The organism is Rhodoferax sp. SPJ4 (assembly GCF_058216275.1).
Genome location: NZ_JBYZMN010000002.1, coordinates 659,991 through 675,324 on the forward strand (window position 1 = coordinate 659,991; position 15,334 = coordinate 675,324).

Genomic DNA, 15,334 nt, shown 5'->3' on the forward strand with positions numbered 1-15,334 from the left:
GTCAGAACGGGTGGGCATCGGTGGGGTGGGCCAGCCAGCGCGCGGCGGCCTGTTGCAACAACAAGGTGTCGCCGGTGCTGAACAGTTGCAGGCCACCCGGCCCTGCGCTGTTCAGCCGCTGGTGCTGGGTCAGCAGCCGGCGGGTTTGCAAGGCCACCGGTTCGCCGGTGGCCACCAGCCGCACCGCCGGCCCGGCCAGGCCCTGCAGCAGCACGCTGGCAAAGGGGTAATGGGTGCAGCCCAGCACCAGGGTGTCGATCTGTCCTGGCGCCTTGCCGAAAGTGCCCATGGCCGCGGTGTAGCGGGCACACAAGGTGGCGGTCTGTTCGCTGTCGCCATGCTCGATGGCCTTGGCCAGGCCGTCGCAGGGCTGGAGCACAAAGCGGGTGGCCGGGTCCTGTGCGGCCAGCAGGTCGCGGAACTTGGCGCTGTCCAGGGTGCTGCGGGTGGCCATCACGCCCACCCGGTGGGTGGCGCTGAGGGCTGCCGCGGGCTTGAGGGCCGGCTCCACCCCCACCAGCGGCAGGCCGGGGTGGTCGGCCCGCAGGCGCTGGATGGCGGCGGCGGTGGCGGTGTTGCAGGCCACCACCATCAGCTTGATGTGGTGCTGCGCGATCAGCCGCTGGGCAATGGCCTGTGAGCGGGCCACCACATGGCCGGGGTCACGCTCGCCATAAGGCGCGTGGCCGCTGTCGGCCACGTAGACAAAATGCTCGTGCGGCAACTCGGCCTGCAGCGCGCGCAGCACACTGAGGCCACCGACGCCGCTGTCGAACACGCCGATGGGCGCCGAAGCTGCATCGGCCGTCATGGCTCAGCCGGCGGTGACAGCGATGTTTTTGAATTCGCCGGTGGCAATTTTCTTTTGCCACTCGGCCGGGCCGGTGATGTGGGCGCTGGTGCCGCCGGCATCCACCGCCACCGTGACCGGCATGTCGACCACGTCGAATTCGTAAATGGCTTCCATGCCCAGATCGGCGAAACCCACCACTTTGGCGGTCTTGATAGCCTTGGACACCAGGTAGGCGGCGCCACCCACGGCCATCAAATAGGCACTCTTGTGTTTCTTGATGGCCTCGATGGCCACCGGGCCGCGCTCGGACTTGCCAATCATCGAGATCAGGCCGGTCTCGGCCAGCATCATTTCGGTGAAGCCGTCCATGCGGGTGGCGGTGGTCGGGCCGGCCGGGCCGACGGCCTCGTCGCGCACCGGATCCACCGGGCCAACGTAGTAAATCACCCGGTTGGTGAAGTCCACCGGCAGCTTTTCGCCCTTGGCCAGCATGCCCTGGATGCGCTTGTGGGCGGCATCGCGGCCAGTCAGCATCTTGCCGTTGAGCAGCAGCGTGTCGCCGGGTTTCCAGCTCGCCACCTCGGCTTTGGTGAGCGTGTTCAGGTCGACCTTTTTGCTCTTGTTGTAGTCGGGCGTCCAGTTGACGTTGGGCCACAGGTCGAGCGATGGCGGATCGAGGTAAACCGGGCCAGAACCGTCCATCACGAAATGGGCGTGGCGGGTGGCGGCGCAGTTGGGGATCATGGCCACCGGCTTGCTGGCGGCGTGGGTCGGGTACATCTTGATCTTGATGTCCAGCACCGTGGTCAGGCCACCCAGGCCCTGGGCGCCGATGCCCAGCGCATTGACCTTCTCGAACAGTTCCAGGCGCAGTTCTTCGGTTTTGCTCAGCGCCGCACCGCTGCTGGACTTGGCCTGCAGTTCGTACATGTCCAGGTCGTCCATCAGGCTCTGCTTGGCCATCAGCACGGCTTTCTCGGCCGTGCCACCGATGCCAATGCCCAGCATGCCGGGCGGGCACCAGCCGGCACCCATGGTGGGCACGGTCTTCAGCACCCAGTCCACCACCGAGTCGCCGGGGTTGAGCATGACCATCTTGCTCTTGTTTTCCGAGCCGCCGCCCTTGGCCGCGACCGTGATGTCCACCGTGTTGCCGGGCACGATCTCGGTGACGATGACGGCGGGGGTGTTGTCCTTGGTGTTCTTGCGGTCGAACTGCGGGTCGGCCACGATGCTGGCGCGCAGCATGTTGTCGGGGTGGTTGTAGCCCTGGCGCACGCCTTCGTTGATGGCGTCGTCCAGGCTGCCGGTGAAGCCCTCCCAGCGCACGTCCATGCCCACCTTGAGGAACACATTGACGATGCCGGTGTCCTGGCAGATCGGGCGCTGACCGGTGGCGCTCATCTTGCTGTTGGTCAGGATCTGGGCGATCGCGTCCTTGGCCGCCGGGCTTTGCTCGCGCTCGTAGGCGCGCGCCAGGTGGGCGATGTAGTCGGTCGGGTGGTAGTAGCTGATGTACTGCAGGGCGGCAGCAATGGACTCGATCAGGTCGGCCTGGCGGATGCTCGTGGTCATGGTGTGTGGGGTGAGGTGAGGGTGGGCAAGTGCCGCCATGTCTGCTAGGGTGAACGGCAGCCCCGTATTTTGACAGGTCAGGAGGCCCCATGGCGACCCGCACCGAGCACGACACTTTTGGCCCCATCGCCGTTCCCGCCGAGCGGCTGTGGGGCGCCCAGACCCAGCGTTCGCTGCTGAACTTCGACATTTCGGGCGAGCGCCAGCCGCACGAACTCGTCCACGCGCTGGTGCAGGTCAAGCGCGCGGCGGCCCGCACCAACCAGGCGCTGGGCCTGCTGCCCGCCGACAAGGCCGACGCCATTGTGGCCGCGGCCGACGAGGTGCTGGCTGGCCGCCACCCGGACGAGTTCCCGCTGGTGGTGTGGCAAACCGGCTCGGGCACGCAGACCAACATGAACGTCAACGAGGTGCTGGCCAACCGTGCCAGCGAGTTGCTGGGCGGTGCGCGGGGCGAAGGGCGGCGGGTGCATCCCAACGACGACGTGAACCGCAGCCAGTCGAGCAACGACGTGTTCCCCACCGCCATGCATGTGGCGGCGGTGGACGGCCTGGTGCAGCGGCTGCTGCCGGCGCTGGCCGCGCTGCGCGCCACGCTGCATGCCAAGGCCCAGGCTTTCCAGGGCATTGTGAAAATCGGCCGCACCCATTTGCAGGACGCCACGCCGCTGACGCTGGGCCAGGAATTTTCCGGTTATGAGGCGCAGCTGGACCATGCCGAGCGCCATGTGCGCGCCGCGCTGCCCCATTTGTGCGAACTGGCGCTGGGCGGTACTGCGGTGGGCACCGGGCTCAATGCACCGGCCGGCTTTGCCGAACAGGCGGCGGCCGAACTGGCCGACCGCACCGGCCTGCCGCTGCTGACGGCGCCCAACAAGTTCGAGGCCTTGGCCAGCTGCGACGCGCTGGTGCACGCCCATGGCGCGCTCAAGGGCCTGGCGGCCAGCCTGATGAAGCTGGCCAACGACGTGCGCTGGCTGGCCAGCGGGCCGCGCAGCGGCCTGGGCGAGCTGGCCATTCCCGAGAACGAGCCGGGCTCGTCCATCATGCCGGGCAAGGTGAACCCGACGCAGAGCGAGGCGCTGACCATGCTGTGCTGCCAGGTGTTTGGCAACGACGTGGCCATCAACATCGGCGGCGCTTCGGGCAACTTCGAGCTGAATGTGTTCCGGCCGCTGGTGGCGCACAACTTTTTGCAAAGCGTGCGGCTGCTGGCCGACGGCATGGCCAGTTTCAACCGCCATTGTGCGGTGGGCATAGAGCCCAACCACGCCCGCATCGCCGAGCTGGTGGACCGCTCGCTGATGCTGGTGACGGCGCTGAACCCGCACATCGGCTACGACAAGGCGGCGCAAATTGCCAAGCTGGCCCACAAGGAGGGGCTGAGCCTGCGCGCGGCGGCGGTGGCCTCCGGCCATGTGACGGCCGAGCAATTCGACGCCTGGGTCCGACCCCAGGACATGGTCTGAGCCGGCCGCTAGCGAAACCAGATGACGCTGGTCACCACAAACAGCGGCAGCAGGATGGCGCCCGACCAGGCCATGTAGCCAAAGAAGCTGGGCATGGCCACGCCGCGGCTCTCGGCAATCGCCTTGACCATCAGGTTGGGCGCGTTGCCGATGTAGGTGTTGGCGCCCATGAACACCGCGCCGCCGGAGATGGCGGCCAGCGTGGTGGCCAGTGGGCCCATCAGCAGCTGTGGGTCGCCGCCGGCGGTGTTGAAGAACACCAGGTAGGTGGGGGCGTTGTCCAAAAAGGAGCTGAGCACGCCGGTGGCCCAGAAATACATCATGGGGTTGGGCTGGCCGTCGGGCCGGGTGACGGCCGTGACGATGGCGCCAAACGGCCCGTCGGTGCCGGCCTTGAGCATGGCAATCACCGGGATGATGGTCAGGAAAATGCCGGCGAAGAGCTTGGCCACCTCGCGCATCGGCTCCCAGGAAAACTGGTTGTCGCTGTGCACCGCCGCCGGCGTCAGCGCCAAAGAAGCCAGTGTCAGACCCACCAGACCGGCGTCGCGCACCAGGCCGGGCAGGCCCACCTCGGTGCCGAAGAGGGTGAACACCACCGGCGACTTCCAGAAGCCGCTGAGCAACACCAGGCCCACCGCGGCGGCCAGCAAGGCGAAGTTGAAGGCGCCGTCAAAACCGAAGCGCCGCGTGTCGGGTGTCGGGTCGGCCGGCAGCACGCCTTCGCGCCGGTAGAACCCGTGGTCCATGACAAAAAACAGCGCCAGCAGCGAGCCCAGCAGGAACAGGGTCTCGGGGAAAATGTGGCCCACCGTCCAGAAAAAGTCCACGCCCTTCAAAAAGCCCAGGAACAGCGGCGGGTCGCCCAGCGGCGTCAGCGAGCCGCCGATGTTGGAGACGATGAAAATGAAGAAGATCAGCACATGGGCTTTGTGCACCCGGTTGTCGTTGGCGCGGATCAACGGTCGGACCAGCAGCATCGAGGCGCCGGTGGTGCCCATCACGCTGGCCAGCAGCGCACCCAGCGACAGCAGTCCGGTGTTGAGGGCCGGGCTGCCATGCAGGTTGCCGCGGATGTGGATGCCGCCGGCGATGGTGAACAGCGCGGTGAGCAGGGCGATGAAGGGGATGTACTCGGCCAGCAGCGCGTGCACAAAACTGGCGCCGGCCAGGGCCGGGCCGTACAGGCTGGCGAAGGGCAGCACAAAGGCCAGTCCCCAGCCGGCGGCCACCTTGCCGTAGTGGTGGTGCCAGAACCGGGGTGCCAGCAGCGGCAGCAGCGCAATCGACAACAGCATGCCGGCAAACGGCAGGCCCCAGGCCGCTGACAGGCTGGCGCCGTCGATGTCGGCCGCCGACGCCAGGGTGGGCAGGGCGAGTGCCACCGTTGTCAGAACCTGGGGGTGGCGCCAGCGCATCATGGGGTGTCTGGGTGGGGCCCGTCAGTGGGGGGTGCTGTGCTGGGTTTGCGTCAGCAATTTGTCGGTGTAGGCGATGGCGATCGCGCTGAGCAAAAAGGTGATGTGGATCAGCGTTTGCCACATCAGCACTTTCTCGTCGTAGTTGGCGGCGCTGATGAAGGTCTTCAGCAAATGGATGGACGAGATGCCGATGATGGCGGTGGCCAGCTTGACCTTCAGCACCGAGGCGTTGACGTGGCTGAGCCACTCGGGCTGGTCGGGGTGGCTTTCCAGGTTCATGCGGCTGACGAAGGTCTCGTAGCCGCCAACAATGACCATGATCAGCAGGTTGGAGATCATCACCACGTCGATCAGCGCCAGCACCACCAGCATGATGATGACCTCGTTCAGGCCGGTGATGGTGGTGGTGGACTTGTAGCCGATGCTGGTCACCAGCGCCTGCAGCGCGGTCTGGCTGCCGAAGGCGGCCTCCAGCAAATGGGTCAGTTCCAGCCAGAAATGGAAGACATAGACGCCCTGGGCGGCGATCAGGCCCAGGTAAAGGGGGAGCTGCAGCCAGCGGCTGGCGAAGATGAAGTTGGGCAGGGGGCGAAGTCGGCTGGGGGGTGTGGGGTTGGACATGGTGTTCTTTTCAAGCAATGGGCTTGTTTTTGCGGATTGTAGGCAGCGCCTGTGACACCCACGGCGTGTGGGGTGTAAGCTAGCTTTCAGTCAGTAGGATGTAAGTGCAAACCCTGACATTGGCGCCAAATTTACAAACCAGGAGACAGAGACATGACCAGCAATTCGTCGGCGATCCAATCCACCCTGATTGAGAACCGTGTCTTCACGCCCAGCGAGGCGACTGTGAAGGCCGCGCGCATCTCGGGCATGGACGCCTACAACGCCTTGTGCAAGGAAGCCGAGACCGACCCGAACGGTTTCTGGAGCCGCCTGGCCAAGGACAACCTGAGCTGGAAGAAGCCTTTCACCAAGGTGCTCGACGAGTCCAACGCGCCGTTCTACACCTGGTTTGAAGACGGCGAGCTCAACGCTTCGTACAACTGCCTGGACCGCCACCTCGGCACCCCCACCGAGAACAAGAACGCCATCATCTTCGAGAGCGACGACGGCAAGGTCACCAAGGTCACCTACAAGGAATTGCACGCCAAGGTCTGCCAGCTGGCCAACACGCTGCGCGGCATGGGCATCAAAAAGGGCGACCGCGTCCTGGTCTACATGCCCATGACCGTTGAAGGCGTGGTGGCCATGCAGGCCTGCGCCCGCATCGGCGCCACCCACTCGGTGGTGTTCGGCGGCTTCTCGGCCAAGAGCGTGCAAGAGCGCATCCAGGACGCCGGCGCTGTGGCCGTCATCACCGCCAGCTACCAGATGCGCGGCGGCAAGGAGCTGCCGCTGAAGACCATCATCGACGAAGCCTTCGCCATGGGCGGCTGCGAGTCGGTGAAGAACGTCATCGTCTACCAGCGCACCGCCACCGCCTGCCCCATGGTGGCCGGTCGCGACGTCTACCTGCACGACGCCCTGCAAGGCCAGGCCACGACCTGCGAACCCGAGTTCGTCAGCGCCGAGCACCCGCTGTTCATCCTCTACACCTCCGGCTCCACCGGCAAGCCCAAGGGCGTGCAGCACAGCACCGGCGGCTTCCTGCTGTGGGCCAAGCTGACCATGGACTGGACCTTTGATCTGCGTCCAGACGATGTCTACTGGTGCACCGCCGACATCGGCTGGATCACCGGCCACAGCTACATCGCCTACGGTCCGCTGGCCGCCGGCGCCACCCAGGTGGTGTTCGAGGGCGTGCCCACCTACCCGAACGCCGGCCGCTTCTGGCAGATGATCGAGCAGCACAAGGTCAGCATCTTCTACACCGCACCGACCGCCATCCGTTCGCTGATCAAGGCCGCCGACGGTGACGAGAAGGTGCATCCGAAGAACTGGGACCTCTCCACGCTGCGCATCCTGGGTTCGGTGGGTGAGCCCATCAACCCCGAAGCCTGGATGTGGTACTACAAGCACATCGGCGGCGAGCGTTGCCCCATCGTCGACACCTTCTGGCAGACCGAAACCGGCGGCCACATGATCACTCCGCTGCCGGGCGCCACGCCACTGGTGCCGGGCTCTTGCACGCTGCCGCTGCCCGGCATCGCCATGGCCATCGTCGACGAGACCGGCAAGGACCTGCCCAACGGCTCCGGTGGCAACCTGGTCATCAAGCGCCCCTGGCCGTCGATGATCCGCACCATCTGGAACGACCCCGAGCGTTTCAAGAAGAGCTATTTCCCCGAGGAAATGGGTGGCACGATTTACCTCGCCGGCGACGGCGCGGTGCGCAACGAGCAGAATGGCTATTTCCGCATCACCGGCCGCATCGACGACGTGCTGAACGTCTCCGGCCACCGCATGGGCACGATGGAAATCGAGTCGGCGCTGGTTTCCAAGTCCGACCTGGTGGCCGAAGCCGCCGTGGTGGGCCGTCCCGACGACCTGACCGGTGAAGCCATCGTCGCCTTCGTGGTGCTGAAGCGTTCGCGTCCGGTGGGCGACGAGGCCAAGGCGATCGCCAAGGAGTTGCGCGACTGGGTGGGCAAGGAAATTGGCCCCATCGCCAAGCCCAAGGACATCCGCTTCGGTGACAACCTGCCCAAAACCCGTTCGGGCAAGATCATGCGCCGTTTGCTGCGTGGCATCGCCAAGGGCGAGGCCATCACGCAAGACATCAGCACGCTGGAAAACCCGGCCATCCTGGCCCAGCTGGCCGAGAACCTCTGACCGGACCCAGCCCTGCTCAAGCCCCGCCCGGCCTGTCCGGCGGGGCTTTTTTCATGGGCTTCAGCGGGGCCTGTGTCGATTCGGCACACTGCCGGGCGGGGCGGCCCTGTCCACCTGCGCCCTTGTTTGTTGTCTGAATGCCCTCCATGAGTTCTCCTCCCCCGGCCCCTGTGCGGCCTGAACCCCGCGGGCTGCTGGCGCTGCTGCGTGCCGACCCCTTGTTGGTGGTGCTGGTGCTGGCCCTGGCGGTGCTGGCGCCGCTGTCGACCGTGCCCTGGCAGACCTACCCCTCGCTGGTGGATGTGCCCACCGTGGCCGCACTGACTGGCTTGCTGATGCTGACCAAGGCGGTGGAGCTGAGCGGCGGCCTGCAGCGCCTGGGCCAGTGGCTGGTACGGGCCATGGCCACCGAACGGCGGGCCGCGCTGTGCCTGGTGCTGGCGGCGGCCTTGCTGAGCATGGTGCTAACCAATGACGTGGCGCTGTTTGTGGTGGTGCCACTGACCCTGGGCATCGCCCGCATGGCGCCGGTGCCGGTGGTGCGGCTGGTGGTGTTCGAGGCCCTGGCGGTCAACACCGGCTCGGCGCTGACGCCCATAGGCAACCCGCAAAACCTGTTTCTGTGGCAGCTGTCGCACCAGTCGTTTGCCGACTTCACGCTGCAGATGCTGCCGCTGGTGGCCGGGCTGATGGTGCTGCTGCTGGTGTGGACCGCGCTGGCCTTTGCCGGCCGGCCGCTGGCGCTGCACGCCGATGCATCCGCCACCCCGGTGGACAAGCCGCTGCTGTGGACCGCCCTGGCCTTGTACGCCCCGTTTCTGGTGCTGACCGACCAGCACCAGGCGCTGTGGGCCATGGCGGCGGTGATGGGCGTCATTGGCGGGCTGCGGCCGCTGGTGCTGCGGCGGCTGGACTGGGGCCTGCTGGCGGTGTTTGTGCTGATGTTTGTCGACCTGCGCCTGCTGGCCGGCCTGGCCCCGGTGCGTGGCCTGATGGCCGGCCACGACCTGTTGCACGGGCCCACGCTGTTCTGGATGGGCGTGCTCAGCTCGCAGCTGATCAGCAACGTGCCGGCGGCGATTGTGCTGGCCGAGTACACGCAGAACTGGCGGGTCATGGCCTGGGCGGTCAATGTGGGCGGCTACGGCTTCATGCTGGGCTCGCTGGCCAACCTGATTGCCTTGCGCCTGCTGGGCGACCCACGGGGTTGGCGGGCGTTTCATGCCCATGCGTTACCCTTTCTGGCGGTGGCCAGCCTGTGGGCCTGGGTCTGTCTGTTCGGCCTCGGTTGACACGGCGGCACGGCTGTTCTTGAAAGCCGCCAGACCGTCCTCACTTCCTTCGCAAAGGAACGACGTTTTGAATCTGTTTTCGATGATGGCCCGCGCGCTGCTGCGGCTGGCCTTGGCCCTGGCGGCCCTGGTGCTGTTGGCCAGCCTGCTGGCCGCTGCCCTGGTGCTGGTGGCGTTTGCGATGCTGCGGGGTTGCTGGAACCGCATGACGGGCCGGCCAGCGCCCACCTGGCGGTTTGGCGTGGGTGGCCTGGGGGTGGACCCGCAGGCCCAATGGTCGCGCTTTCGGGCCGCCTCCAGCCGCTGGACAGCCGAGCCGCAGGCACCCGGCCGGTCCCCGCGGGTGCTGGACGACGTGACCGATGTCGAGGCCAAACCCCAGCCTGACCGGCCCTTGGGCTGACACCGCTTCAGTGGCTGTGGTGGGACAAGGACGGGTGGGGATGGGCGGCAAAGTGGCTGGGCGGGTGGCCCATCGCGGCCTTGAACATCGCTGAGAACGCGCTGTCGGTGGCGTAGCCGCAGGCGTCGGCCACCCGGCTCACCGGCAGGCCCTTGACCAACAGCGGCAGCGCATGGGCCAGCACCGCCTGCAGCCGCCACTGCTGGTAGCTGGTGCCCAGCTGCTCCCTGAACAAGCGCGCCATGGTGCGTTCGCTGGCCCCCACCTGGGCCGACCATTCGGCCAGCGTGGCCCGGGCATCGGGCGACCGCAGCACCGCCTCGCACAGCGCCCGCAGCCGGCGATCGCCGGTTTGGGCGCAGGGCAGGGGCACGCCCAGGGCCTGGGTGTCGGCCCGCACCAGGTCGTCGAGCAGCAGGGTGTTGAGCGCCTGTTGCCGCGCCGGTGACTGGCTGTTGTGGGGTTCGTCCAGCGCGTGGATCAGCGCGCGCAGCCAGGGCGACACCACCAGCACATGGCAGCGGTCCCAGCCGGCAGGCACCACACTGGCGTCGATGTACAGCGTGCGCAGCTCGGAGGCCTCCACCACCGTCACCGCATGGCGGGCCGAGGGCGGAATCCACAGCGCTCGCGACGGTGGCAGGGTGTAGTTGGTTTCACGGGCGCAGTCGACCCAGGTGCTGACACGCAGCAGCCCGCTGGCGCAATAGGCCAGCTGGGCCCAGGCATGCTGGTGTGGCGCGATGTGGGTGTCGGGCGCAATGGCGCGGGCCCGGGTGCGCACCGGCTGGTCGACGGAGGGGCTGAACGGGTCGACATCGCCCAGCGGCAGCGTGGTCAGTGGAGGGCGGCGCTTCGCAACCATGGCAAAGGGTTTTGGCTGAATTTCAACAATGTTTGGCAAACAGCGGTTTTCAGGCAAGTGACTTGGAAATTAGCATGACAGCATGAACACCGCAAGCCTCGCTTCCACCGGGTCCCCGGCCCTGCTGTCCACCACACCCGTGCCACTGGCCCGGGACGCCGGTGTCATCGGTCTGGTGGGTCTGGCCCACGCCAGTTCGCACTTCGCCCACCTGCTGCTGCCGTTGCTGTTTCCGGTGTTCATGCGGGAGTTCGGGCTGAGCTTTTCCCAACTGGGGTTGCTGATGACGGTGTTTTTTGTGGTGTCTGGCCTGGGCCAGGCCTCGGCCGGCTTTGTGGTGGACCGTGTCGGTGCCCAGCCGGTGCTGCTGGCTTCCATGGGCATTTTTTCGCTGGCCTGTCTGGCCGCCTCGGCAGTGACCGGTTACGCCGGCCTGCTGGCGGTGGCGGCGCTGGCCGGCCTGGGCAACGCACCACTGCACCCGGCCGACTTCACCATCCTGAACCAGCGCGTGTCGGCACCTCGGCTGGGCCATGCCTTCAGTGCCCACGGGCTGACCGGCAACCTGGGCTGGGCCGCGGCCCCGGTGTTTTTTGCCGGCATGGGGGCCTGGCTGGGCTGGCGTGCGGCCTATGGTGTGGCTGCTGCGCTGTTTGCGGCCGTGCTGCTGGTCTTGCTGGTGCAGCGGGACAAACTGCACACCGAGGCGGTGGTGCACCGGCCTGAGGCCTCGGCCGGCGACAGCGTGGCCTTCATGAAGTTGCCGGTGGTCTGGTGGTGCTTTGGTTTTTTCCTGTTGTCCACCATGACGCTGGCGGTGATCCAGAGCTTTTCCGCCTCCATCCTGCAGGCCATGCACGGCGTGAGCTTTGAAGCCGCCACGCTGACGCTGACCGGCTACATGCTGAGCGGGGCGGTGGGCATGCTGGTGGGGGGCTTCATCGCCAGCCACTCGGCCCACAGTGACCGGGTGGTGGCCTGGTGCATGGCGGCCGCGGCGGTGTTGCTGGCCTTGTGCGGTACCGGCTGGCTGGGCGGCACCGCCACCATGGTGGTGCTGGCCGCCACCGGCTTTGCGGTGGGCATCGGCGGGCCGTCGCGCGACATGATGATCAAACGCGCCACGCCGCCCGGCGCCACCGGCCGCGTCTATGGCCTGGTGTACTCGGGCCTGGACACCGGCTTTGCCATCTCGCCGCTGCTGTTTGGCGTCCTCATGGACCGTGGCTGGTATGGCGCCACGCTGGTGGGCGCGGCGGCCGTGCTGTTGCTCAGCGTGGTGGCGGCGCTCGGGGTGGGCCTGCGCACCCGGTCGCGCTGAGCGAAGGCGGCCACGACGCCATGAAAAAAGCCGGCTTGCGCCGGCTTTTTGGAGGGAAGCAAGGAGCGGTTTACTTGACGTGCTTGCCGATCAGGCCAGCCATCTCGAACATCGACACCTGGGCCTTGCCGAAGACTTCCTTCAGCTTGGCGTCGGCGTTGACCATGCGCTTGTTGAGCGCGTCCTGCAGGCCGTGCTTCTTGATGTAGACCCACAGCTTGCTGACGATCTCGGTGCGAGGGATGGGCTTGTCGCCAATCACCGCGGCCAGGGCAGCGCTGGGGGTCAGGGCCTTCATGAAGGCCGCGTTGGGGGTGCGCTTCTTGGCCGGCGCCTTTTTCACAGCGGCCTTTTTGGCAGGCGCTGCTTTCTTCGCAGGCGCAGCCTTCTTGGCCGGGGCTGCTGCCTTTTTCGCAGGAGCCGCTTTCTTGGCCGGAGCGGCCGCCTTCTTCGCGGGTGCTGCCGCTTTCTTTGCCGGAGCCGCCTTTTTGGCGGGCGCTTTTTTTGCCGGCGCTTTTTTCGCAGTTGCCATGATTGAATTTCCTTCTAGAAGTTGATTAATCACCAGCGAAAAACTGCTTCCCCACTGGCAAACCGGATGCTACTGGAGAAACAAGCCCCGTCCAAGCGAGAAAGCGCTTTTTCATTGGGGAACGTTGCGGATTTGCCTCTGGAAACGACGAAAAAACTCGAACCCCTGTCTCTCCAGCAGCCGACGTGACTGCCGAAGGCCCGGTTTCAGAGGGAAAACCCGGGGCCGCCAGGCCTGCGCAGGGCTTTCGTTATGCTTGCGCATCGGCCTCGGTCGACCCCTTTTGTGGCCGCGCTGGCGGCCGATGTTCAACCCGTCAGGACCTGTGATCCCATGAGCCCCCGTTTTGCCACCTGTGATTTCTGCGATGCCCACAAGAACGACACCAGCGGTGCTTTCCGCGTGTTGCCGCCGGTGTTCCGTGATTTCGGTGGCCTCACCCAGTTTTGTGGCCCGGTGGTCACGGTGAAATGTTTTGAAGACAACTCGCTGGTCAAGGCCGCAGTTGATTCCCCGGGCTACCTGGAGACCCCGGCCGGGCGCGTGGCCCAGGTGCTGGTGGTTGATGGTGGCGGTTCGCTGCGCCGGGCCTTGCTGGGCGGCAACCTGGGCGCGGCAGCGGCCAAGAACGGCTGGGCCGGTGTGGTGATCGACGGCTGTGTGCGTGATGTGGCTGAACTGGCCGCGCAGCCAGTGGGCATACGCGCGCTGGCGCCCATGCCCTGGCCCACCGAGAAGCGCCGGGAGGGGCAGCGCGACGTTGCCGTGCAAGTGCAGGGCGTGTGGGTGCGGCCGGGGGACTGGCTGTACGCCGATGCCGACGGCATCGTGGTGGCGGCCGCGCCGCTGGTGTGACGGCGGCTGGCCATGGACCCGCGGGCATCGGCCCCTGACCCGGCCGACAACGCCCACTGGGGCCATGTGTTTGTCTATGGCACGCTGCGGCGGGGTGAGGCCAACGACATCAACCACCGCCATCCAGCGCCGCGCTGGGTGGGCAAGGCCTGCATTCAAGGCGTGATGCACCACCTGGGCGCCTATCCCGGCGTGGTGCTCGGGCCAGGCGGCCCGGTGCACGGCGAGGTGTACGCGATTGCGCCGGCACTGGAAGCAGACCTGGACCGCCTGGAGGACGTACAAGCCGATGGTCAGGGGGAGTACCTCAAACGCCATCTGGAAGTGACGGTGGCGGGGCGGCCGTTGCGCTGCCTGGTGTACGAAATCCACCCCAGTCGCATTCGGGGCGCGCCAGATATTGCCGGCGGCGATTGGTTGCGACGCGACGCCGTTGCACCCCATCGCAGCGATTGAATTTCAAAACGCAGCCCATTGTTCCGCAATGCGAAATATGCAATGTTGCGGTGCGGAATTGGATTTCTTCAATGCGGTTTTGATTTTCATTTTATGAAAATGCGCTGCTAAGTGGTTGATTTGTAACGATCTAATTTATGTCTTGTATAAGACATAAGAGCTTTACACGGTCTTGTATAAGACTTAAAGTAGAGACATCGATGTGGCGTGTCTCTTGCTGCATTGACCTCTTTCAACCAACGCATGGAGTGACTGATGACCCAACAAACCCGCGAACAGCAAATCGCCGCCCTGGAAAAAGACTGGGCAACCAACCCCCGCTGGAAGGGCGTGAAGCGCGGCTATTCCGCTGCTGACGTCGTGCGCCTGCGCGGCAGCCTGCAGCCCGAGTACACGCTGGCCAAGCGCGGCGCTGAGACGCTGTGGAACAAGGTCAACGGCGGCGCCAAGAAGGGCTACGTCAACGCCTTCGGCGCGATCACCGCCGGTCAAGCCATGCAGCAAGCGAAGGCCGGTCTGGAAGCCGTGTACCTGTCGGGCTGGCAAGTCGCCGCCGATGGCAACACCAGCGAAACCATGTACCCCGACCAGTCGCTGTACGCCTACGATTCGGTGCCCACCATGGTGCGCCGCATCAACAACACCTTCAAGCGCGCTGACGAAATCCAGTGGAGCCGTGGCATTGGCCCCGGCGACAAGGACTTCATCGACTACTTCCTGCCCATCGTGGCCGACGCCGAAGCCGGTTTTGGTGGCGTGCTGAACGCCTTCGAACTGATGAAGAACATGATCGCTGCGGGTGCCGCCGGCGTTCACTTCGAAGACCAACTGGCTGCCGTCAAGAAGTGCGGCCACATGGGTGGCAAGGTGCTGGTGCCGACGCAGGAAGCCTGCGAGAAACTGATCTCGGCCCGTTTCGCCGCCGACGTGATGGGTGTCTCCACCATCGTGCTGGCCCGCACCGATGCCGAAGCCGCCAACCTGATCACTTCCGACCACGACGCCAACGACAAGCCTTTCCTGACCGGCGAGCGCACCCAAGAAGGTTTCTACCGCGTCAAGAACGGCCTGGAGCAGTCCATCAGCCGTGGCGTGGCCTACGCTCCCTACGCCGACCTGGTGTGGTGCGAAACCGGCGTGCCCGACATCGGCTTCGCCCGTGAGTTCGCACAAGCTGTGCACGCTGCCTGCCCTGGCAAGCTGCTGTCGTACAACTGCTCGCCCTCGTTCAACTGGAAGAAGAACCTCAACGACAGCCAGATCGCTTCCTTCCAGGAAGACCTGTCGGCGCTGGGCTACAAGTACCAGTTCATCACGCTGGCCGGTATCCACATCAACTGGTACAACACGTTCCAGTTTGCCCACGCTTACGCCCGCGGCGAAGGCATGAAGCACTATGTGGACCAGGTGCAGGAAGCCGAGTTCGCTGCACGCGACAAGGGCTACACCTTCGTGTCGCACCAGCAGGAAGTGGGCGCAGGCTACTTCGACGACGTGACCACCGTGATCCAGGGCGGTTCTTCCAGCGTCAAGGCGCTGACCGGTTCCACCGAAGAAGAGCAGTTCCACTGAAAACCGTC

At 65.8% G+C, this 15,334-nt stretch carries 14 protein-coding genes; 8 read left to right on the forward strand and 6 right to left on the reverse strand.

Annotated elements, in window-relative coordinates:
• Position 1: 1 nt before the first annotated feature.
• Together murI and AC4BAR_RS10595 are read right to left on the reverse strand one after the other, a co-directional pair.
• The gene (murI, locus tag AC4BAR_RS10590; RefSeq protein WP_490627823.1) at positions 2 to 811 is read right to left on the reverse strand and encodes a glutamate racemase; all 810 of its coding nucleotides are present in this window, start codon (positions 809 to 811) and stop codon (positions 2 to 4) included.
• Between the two features lie 3 nt (positions 812 to 814).
• Positions 815 to 2,368: a fumarate hydratase gene (locus AC4BAR_RS10595; protein ID WP_490627824.1), complete on the reverse strand. Its 1,554-nt coding sequence runs from the start codon at positions 2,366 to 2,368 to the stop codon at positions 815 to 817.
• 89 nt (positions 2,369 to 2,457) lie between these two features.
• Between AC4BAR_RS10595 and fumC the strand changes: the two genes are divergently transcribed.
• Positions 2,458 to 3,837, forward strand: coding sequence for a class II fumarate hydratase (fumC, locus tag AC4BAR_RS10600; protein WP_490627825.1), 1,380 nt, complete (start codon positions 2,458 to 2,460; stop codon positions 3,835 to 3,837).
• A gap of 8 nt (positions 3,838 to 3,845) precedes the next feature.
• Here the strand turns inward: fumC and AC4BAR_RS10605 are convergent, their stop codons facing one another.
• Together AC4BAR_RS10605 and AC4BAR_RS10610 are read right to left on the reverse strand one after the other, a co-directional pair.
• Positions 3,846 to 5,255 carry a sodium:proton antiporter gene (locus AC4BAR_RS10605; protein ID WP_490627925.1) on the reverse strand — a complete coding sequence of 470 codons (1,410 nt, stop codon included), beginning with the start codon at positions 5,253 to 5,255 and terminating at the stop codon, positions 3,846 to 3,848.
• Between the two features lie 24 nt (positions 5,256 to 5,279).
• Positions 5,280 to 5,879, reverse strand: coding sequence for a TIGR00645 family protein (locus AC4BAR_RS10610; protein WP_490627826.1), 600 nt, complete (start codon positions 5,877 to 5,879; stop codon positions 5,280 to 5,282).
• 153 nt (positions 5,880 to 6,032) lie between these two features.
• On the opposite strand from AC4BAR_RS10610, the gene acs reads away from it, so the two are divergent.
• The 3 genes from acs to AC4BAR_RS10625 all read left to right on the forward strand — a co-directional run bounded on the left by acs (position 6,033) and on the right by AC4BAR_RS10625 (position 9,725).
• Positions 6,033 to 8,030 carry an acetate--CoA ligase gene (acs, locus tag AC4BAR_RS10615; protein WP_490627827.1) on the forward strand — a complete coding sequence of 666 codons (1,998 nt, stop codon included), beginning with the start codon at positions 6,033 to 6,035 and terminating at the stop codon, positions 8,028 to 8,030.
• Positions 8,031 to 8,176: 146 nt separating this feature from the next.
• The gene (locus tag AC4BAR_RS10620) at positions 8,177 to 9,322 is read left to right on the forward strand and encodes an SLC13 family permease (RefSeq protein ID WP_490627828.1); all 1,146 of its coding nucleotides are present in this window, start codon (positions 8,177 to 8,179) and stop codon (positions 9,320 to 9,322) included.
• Positions 9,323 to 9,389: 67 nt separating this feature from the next.
• Entirely contained in the window at positions 9,390 to 9,725 is a 336-nt protein-coding gene (locus AC4BAR_RS10625; RefSeq protein ID WP_490627829.1) for a hypothetical protein, read from the forward strand.
• 7 nt (positions 9,726 to 9,732) lie between these two features.
• On the opposite strand, the gene AC4BAR_RS10630 is transcribed toward AC4BAR_RS10625, so the two are convergent.
• Complete coding sequence (locus AC4BAR_RS10630) at positions 9,733 to 10,590, reverse strand: AraC family transcriptional regulator (protein WP_490627830.1); 858 nt, start codon at positions 10,588 to 10,590, stop codon at positions 9,733 to 9,735.
• Between the two features lie 82 nt (positions 10,591 to 10,672).
• Between AC4BAR_RS10630 and AC4BAR_RS10635 the strand changes: the two genes are divergently transcribed.
• Positions 10,673 to 11,911, forward strand: coding sequence for an MFS transporter (locus tag AC4BAR_RS10635; protein WP_490627831.1), 1,239 nt, complete (start codon positions 10,673 to 10,675; stop codon positions 11,909 to 11,911).
• Between the two features lie 70 nt (positions 11,912 to 11,981).
• Here the strand turns inward: AC4BAR_RS10635 and AC4BAR_RS10640 are convergent, their stop codons facing one another.
• Positions 11,982 to 12,443 carry an SWIB/MDM2 domain-containing protein gene (locus AC4BAR_RS10640; RefSeq protein ID WP_490627832.1) on the reverse strand — a complete coding sequence of 154 codons (462 nt, stop codon included), beginning with the start codon at positions 12,441 to 12,443 and terminating at the stop codon, positions 11,982 to 11,984.
• A 333-nt stretch (positions 12,444 to 12,776) separates the two neighbouring features.
• Between AC4BAR_RS10640 and rraA the strand changes: the two genes are divergently transcribed.
• From rraA to aceA, 3 genes are all read left to right on the forward strand, one after another.
• A complete protein-coding gene (gene rraA / locus AC4BAR_RS10645) occupies positions 12,777 to 13,298 on the forward strand; it encodes a ribonuclease E activity regulator RraA (protein ID WP_490627833.1) in 522 nt (173 codons plus the stop codon).
• A 12-nt stretch (positions 13,299 to 13,310) separates the two neighbouring features.
• Positions 13,311 to 13,754 (forward strand): gamma-glutamylcyclotransferase family protein, encoded by a 444-nt coding sequence (locus tag AC4BAR_RS10650; RefSeq protein ID WP_490627834.1) that lies wholly within the window; start codon positions 13,311 to 13,313, stop codon positions 13,752 to 13,754.
• A gap of 255 nt (positions 13,755 to 14,009) precedes the next feature.
• The gene (gene aceA, locus AC4BAR_RS10655) at positions 14,010 to 15,326 is read left to right on the forward strand and encodes an isocitrate lyase (RefSeq protein ID WP_490627835.1); all 1,317 of its coding nucleotides are present in this window, start codon (positions 14,010 to 14,012) and stop codon (positions 15,324 to 15,326) included.
• Positions 15,327 to 15,334: the final 8 nt, after the last annotated feature.

Bases quoted from the DNA above. Each gene is read 5' to 3' on its own strand.
- rraA (WP_490627833.1), top strand. From the start codon at position 12,777: ATGAGCCCCCGTTTTGCCACCTGTGATTTCTGCGATGCCCACAAGAAC.
- AC4BAR_RS10635 (WP_490627831.1), top strand. From the start codon at position 10,673: ATGAACACCGCAAGCCTCGCTTCCACCGGGTCCCCGGCCCTGCTGTCC.
- murI (WP_490627823.1), bottom strand. From the start codon at position 811: ATGACGGCCGATGCAGCTTCGGCGCCCATCGGCGTGTTCGACAGCGGC.
- fumC (WP_490627825.1), top strand. From the start codon at position 2,458: ATGGCGACCCGCACCGAGCACGACACTTTTGGCCCCATCGCCGTTCCC.
- AC4BAR_RS10620 (WP_490627828.1), top strand. From the start codon at position 8,177: ATGAGTTCTCCTCCCCCGGCCCCTGTGCGGCCTGAACCCCGCGGGCTG.
- acs (WP_490627827.1), top strand. From the start codon at position 6,033: ATGACCAGCAATTCGTCGGCGATCCAATCCACCCTGATTGAGAACCGT.
- AC4BAR_RS10630 (WP_490627830.1), bottom strand. From the start codon at position 10,590: ATGGTTGCGAAGCGCCGCCCTCCACTGACCACGCTGCCGCTGGGCGAT.
- aceA (WP_490627835.1), top strand. From the start codon at position 14,010: ATGACCCAACAAACCCGCGAACAGCAAATCGCCGCCCTGGAAAAAGAC.
- AC4BAR_RS10605 (WP_490627925.1), bottom strand. From the start codon at position 5,255: ATGCGCTGGCGCCACCCCCAGGTTCTGACAACGGTGGCACTCGCCCTG.
- AC4BAR_RS10640 (WP_490627832.1), bottom strand. From the start codon at position 12,443: ATGGCAACTGCGAAAAAAGCGCCGGCAAAAAAAGCGCCCGCCAAAAAG.
- AC4BAR_RS10650 (WP_490627834.1), top strand. From the start codon at position 13,311: ATGGACCCGCGGGCATCGGCCCCTGACCCGGCCGACAACGCCCACTGG.
- AC4BAR_RS10595 (WP_490627824.1), bottom strand. From the start codon at position 2,368: ATGACCACGAGCATCCGCCAGGCCGACCTGATCGAGTCCATTGCTGCC.
- AC4BAR_RS10610 (WP_490627826.1), bottom strand. From the start codon at position 5,879: ATGTCCAACCCCACACCCCCCAGCCGACTTCGCCCCCTGCCCAACTTC.